Origin of the sequence: Microcystis sp. LE18-22.4A (genome assembly GCF_027531105.1) — a bacterium.
GTDB lineage: Bacteria > Cyanobacteriota > Cyanobacteriia > Cyanobacteriales > Microcystaceae > Microcystis > Microcystis aeruginosa.
On the sequence record NZ_JAPZRB010000329.1, the window covers coordinates 1 to 4431 of the forward strand.

General features: G+C 41.6%; 4 protein-coding genes. 2 read left to right on the forward strand and 2 right to left on the reverse strand.

Going from position 1 to position 4431, the window contains the following annotated elements; genetic code table 11:
- Window positions 1–142 precede the first annotated feature (142 nt).
- On the reverse strand, window positions 143–1012 hold the full coding sequence (locus tag O9295_RS14505; protein ID WP_288033489.1) for an alpha/beta fold hydrolase: 870 nt from the start codon (window positions 1010–1012) through the stop codon (window positions 143–145).
- Window positions 1013–1172: 160 nt separating this feature from the next.
- Between O9295_RS14505 and O9295_RS14510 the strand changes: the two genes are divergently transcribed.
- Together O9295_RS14510 and O9295_RS14515 are read left to right on the forward strand one after the other, a co-directional pair.
- A complete protein-coding gene (locus O9295_RS14510; RefSeq protein WP_288033492.1) occupies window positions 1173–2090 on the forward strand; it encodes a histone deacetylase family protein in 918 nt (305 codons plus the stop codon).
- Window positions 2091–2205: 115 nt separating this feature from the next.
- Window positions 2206–3399: a Coenzyme F420 hydrogenase/dehydrogenase, beta subunit C-terminal domain gene (locus O9295_RS14515; RefSeq protein WP_288033491.1), complete on the forward strand. Its 1194-nt coding sequence runs from the start codon at window positions 2206–2208 to the stop codon at window positions 3397–3399.
- Between the two features lie 478 nt (window positions 3400–3877).
- On the opposite strand, the gene O9295_RS14520 is transcribed toward O9295_RS14515, so the two are convergent.
- Entirely contained in the window at window positions 3878–4141 is a 264-nt protein-coding gene (locus tag O9295_RS14520) for a type II toxin-antitoxin system Phd/YefM family antitoxin (protein WP_002756068.1), read from the reverse strand.
- Window positions 4142–4431: the final 290 nt, after the last annotated feature.

Sequence of the window (4431 nt, forward strand, 5' to 3'; positions counted from 1 at the left end):
TCATCGGGTAAATTACCTAATTTTCAGGGAAAAAGTCCAGGGATTTTCCCCCCGACCACTCCCATATCTGGTACTTTTTGATTGACAAAAAGTCTAAAAGTCTTACCCAACAAGGTTTTTAGATTTATTCAGCTAACCCTACTTAGCGAAGAAAATCCTCGATCGCCTGTCCCGTCTCTTTTGGTGCTTCTTCTGGTAAAAAATGACCGCTGGCGATCGCCTGTCCGGTGACTTGATTAGCTCGCTGCTGCCAAAGAGCGATCACATCGTATTGACGTGCAATGAAACCTTTTTTTCCCCAAAGAACCAAGAGGGGAGAGGAAATTTTCCGGTCTAAATCCTGACGATCATGCTCTAAATCGATGGTAGCGGCGGCCCGATAATCGGCACAGGTGGCGGTTATCGTCCTTAAATCTCGAAAACAACGCCGATATTCCCCCAAAGCTTCCTCTGTAAAAGCGCTAAAATCTCGACCCCAACTTTGCAAGCAATGTTGCAGATAATAATCGGGATTAGCGGCGATCAGGGTTTCGGGAAAAGGGGAAGGCTGAATCAAGAAAAACCAATGATAGTAGGCAGTGGCAAAAGTTTTATCAGTCGCCTCGTACATCGCCATCGTTGGTGCTATATCGAGTAAAACGAGTTTTTTGACCTTTTCTGGAAAATCAAGGGCGAGACGGTGAGAAACTCGCGCCCCTCGATCGTGGCCGATTAGATAAAACTCCTGATAACCAAATTTTTCCATCAGCAACACCTGATCGAGGGCCATGACTCGCTTGCAGTAATTGCTAGAATCCTCTAGGGGTAAGGGTTTATCGCTATCCCCGTAGCCGCGCAGATCCGTGGCGATCACCGTAAAATTAGCCGCTAATCGGGGGACGATTTTATGCCACATTTGATGGGTTTGGGGATAACCATGGAGCAAAAGCAGCGGAAAACCGCGCCCACCTTTGATACCATTGATAGTAATGCCATTAACTTCTAGTTGAAATTTGCGAAAATTTGTCAGCATTTTTGCCTCCTGTCACCTTGGGGAAAGATAATTGCATCATCTGGCAAAAGTGACCCAATCGGTAAAGTTTTTTCACTATAGCCGCTCAAGCCGCTGCTTTTCTGGTAGATTAAAACCATTGGGTTGCTCAAAAATCAACGAGTTAAGCAGTAATTTGATGATGATCTCGATTATCTATTCCGATGAATTTCTCGATCACGATACAGGTATTTACCATCCCGAAAAAGCGGCGCGTTTAACGGCAATTGTCGGAGCTTTAAAACAAACAGAATGGCAGTCAAAATTAACATGGCATTTACCGACACCGATCGAAATTCGTGACGAAGTAATCCCTTTGATTAAACAAGTTCATAATCAAGATTATGTTGATATATTGCGGCGAATTTGTCAACAGGGTGGGGGAAGATTGGATGCAGATACTCCCGTTTCTGCCCGTAGTTACGATGTGGCGTTACTAGCGGTTAGTGGCTGGTTAGATGGAGTCGATCGAGTCTTATCCACCGGCGATCCTGCCTTTATTTTAGCCCGTCCTCCCGGACATCATGCCACTTCTAATTATGGCATGGGTTTCTGTCTGTTTTCTAATGCTGCTATTGCCGCTTATTATGCTTTAGAAAACAAAAGAGTGCAAAAAGTAGCGATTCTCGATTGGGACGTACATCACGGCAATGGCACCCAGGATATAGTCGAAAATCATCCCCAGATTGCCTATTGTTCCCTCCATCAATTCCCCTTTTATCCCGGCACGGGAGAAGCGAGAGAAAAAGGTGAGTTTAATAATGTTTTGAATATTCCCTTACTGGCGGGGAGTACCATTAAAGATTATCAAGAACATTTTGAGGGGCAAGTCATACCTTTTCTGAAAAATTTTCAACCGGATTTAGTGATTGTTAGTGCTGGATATGATGCCAATCAAGCGGATCCTCTGGCGGGAATTTGTCTACACCCACAAGATTATGGAATTTTAACGAAATACCTCTTAACTCTCAATAAACCGCTGCTTTTCGGCTTAGAAGGCGGTTATGATTTAGAAACTTTAGCGGCTTCCGTCGTCGCCACCTTAGAAGCTTTGCTCTGATCCTATTCCGGGTAATCGTTACATTTCTTTAAAAAGATTGGTAACAAAGTGATGGAATGCGGTAAGGTAAACGATCGATAGAAAAAAACCCTTGACCTAGTTGCCTTTTAAGATTATGAACTCGCTCGCGCCACACCTAAAAGCCAAAGCCCTCAAGCCCAATAGTCGTCGTCCTGCCAAAGAATTGTGTAGCGAGTGCGGACTTTGTGACACTTATTACATTCACTACGTTAAAGAAGCTTGTGCTTTTCTCAATCAACAAATCGCCGATTTAGAAGCAGCAGCACACGGCAAAAGTCGCGATCTAAATCAGGAAAATGATCTCTATTTTGGTGTTCATCAAGAGATGATGGCTTCCAAGAAAAAACAAGCTATTCCAGGGGCGCAATGGACGGGAATTGTCAGCACAATTGCCTGTGAAATGCTCGATCGTGGTTTAGTAGAAGGGGTGGTTTGTGTGCAGAATACCGCCGAGGATCGCTTTCAACCGCAACCGATTCTCGCCCGTACCACCGAAGAAATTCTCGCCGCTAAAGTTAATAAACCGACTCTTTCTCCCAATTTATCAGTCCTAGAAGAAATTGAAAAATCGGGCATGAAACGGTTATTAGTTATCGGAGTTGGTTGTCAAATTCAAGCCCTAAGAGCAGTAGAAAAAAAATTAGGCTTAGAAAAGTTATATGTCTTAGGAACTCCCTGCGTCGATAATGTCACCCGCTCAGGACTGCAAAAGTTTCTAGAAACTACCAGTCGTTCCCCAGAAACCGTGGTTCATTACGAATTTATGCAGGATTTTCGGGTACACTTTAAACACGAAGACGGCTCGATGGAAATGGTTCCCTTTTTTGGCTTAAAGACTAATAAATTAAAGGATGTTTTTGCCCCTTCCTGTATGACTTGTTTTGATTATGTTAACTCCCTTGCCGATTTAGTTGTGGGCTATATGGGCGCACCTTTTGGCTGGCAATGGATTGTCGTTCGTAATGATACGGGCAAGGAAATGTTAGAGTTAGTTAAAGACCAATTAGATACCCAAGATGTTATGTCTAGTGGTGATAGAAAACAGGCGGTACAAAATAGCATTCCCGCCTACGATAAAGGTGTAACTTTACCTATGTGGGCGGCAAAAATGATGGGAGTAGTAATTGAAAAAATTGGGCCTAAAGGTTTAGAATATGCTCGCTTTTCCATCGATTCTCACTTTACCCGTAATTACCTTTATGTTAAACGTAATTATCCTGAAAAATTAGCGGCTCATGTTCCTGAATATGCTAAAAAGATTGTGGAACAGTATAAATTGCCCGATTAATTAGGGTATGCTGAAAAAGTAGGGGCGCAGCATTCAGATAGGAAATCTACGGTTTCAGCGATAGGTTATCCCCCGAATACTTTGCCTCAAGTCAATGATAGGTGCTGCGTTACGACAGATTGTTAGCTTCAAGTCAAAGCAGAAATTTTTGCCGTCTAACGCACCCTACTGGACTAGGTAATAGGTGTAGGGGTAATTCATGAATTACCCCTACAATCGGCTACGTTTTACTAAATCTGGATGTTGTCAAATTTTCTCTTGACAAAGGCGACTTGACATGACATGATATTATATTCATAATGGAAAATCCGTGCGCCTACAAACCCTCTTTTCATGAATTTTCAAGGTCTAGTTTATTCGCCATAATGGGTTTTAGCACGATGAATATAGATTAACTTCTGTTCATCATCAGTCTAAACTTTGATTGTAATGATTGAATGAATACTATGATTGTGTTGTATGCTGACTTCATAAACCATTAATCAATGTCTCCCAAGACTTCCTCAAGAGAATAGGTTTCATTTTCATTAATTTGCTGTAGAGATAGTTGTAAGCTTTCTCTTAAATCGGGAATAGATAGTAATTCGATGGTTTCTTGTAAACTTTCATAGTTTTTTTGAGAAATCAAAATTACAGAATCCTCCTGATTCTCAATGGCATAAATTTTGTTATCTTCCGTAACCGATTTAACGAGACTGGGTAAATCGGTTTGAGCATCGGCGATTTTAATTTTTTTGATCATAATTAATCCTTTTTTTGATGATGAAATAATAAAAATTATTGTAGGGATTTAACAATCTCACCTAATCACACTCCAGACAGCATCCTCCTATAATTATCCATCATTGTAGTCATCAGTGATTAATTCAATCACTGTCAATGGTGGTGGTGGGTTACTGGACTAGGTAATAGGTGTAGGGGTAATTCATGAATTACCCCTACAATAACGTTTGTCTGGATGTTGTCAAAATTTCTCTTGACAAAAGCCTCTTGACAGGATACTATATTCATAATGGAAAATCCGTGCGCCTA

What these genes read in the sequence shown, in the direction of transcription:
- O9295_RS14505 (WP_288033489.1), bottom strand. Translation starts at nt 1,012, where the DNA reads ATGCTGACAAATTTTCGCAAATTTCAACTAGAAGTTAATGGCATTACT.
- O9295_RS14510 (WP_288033492.1), top strand. Translation starts at nt 1,173, where the DNA reads ATGATCTCGATTATCTATTCCGATGAATTTCTCGATCACGATACAGGT.
- O9295_RS14515 (WP_288033491.1), top strand. Translation starts at nt 2,206, where the DNA reads ATGAACTCGCTCGCGCCACACCTAAAAGCCAAAGCCCTCAAGCCCAAT.
- O9295_RS14520 (WP_002756068.1), bottom strand. Translation starts at nt 4,141, where the DNA reads ATGATCAAAAAAATTAAAATCGCCGATGCTCAAACCGATTTACCCAGT.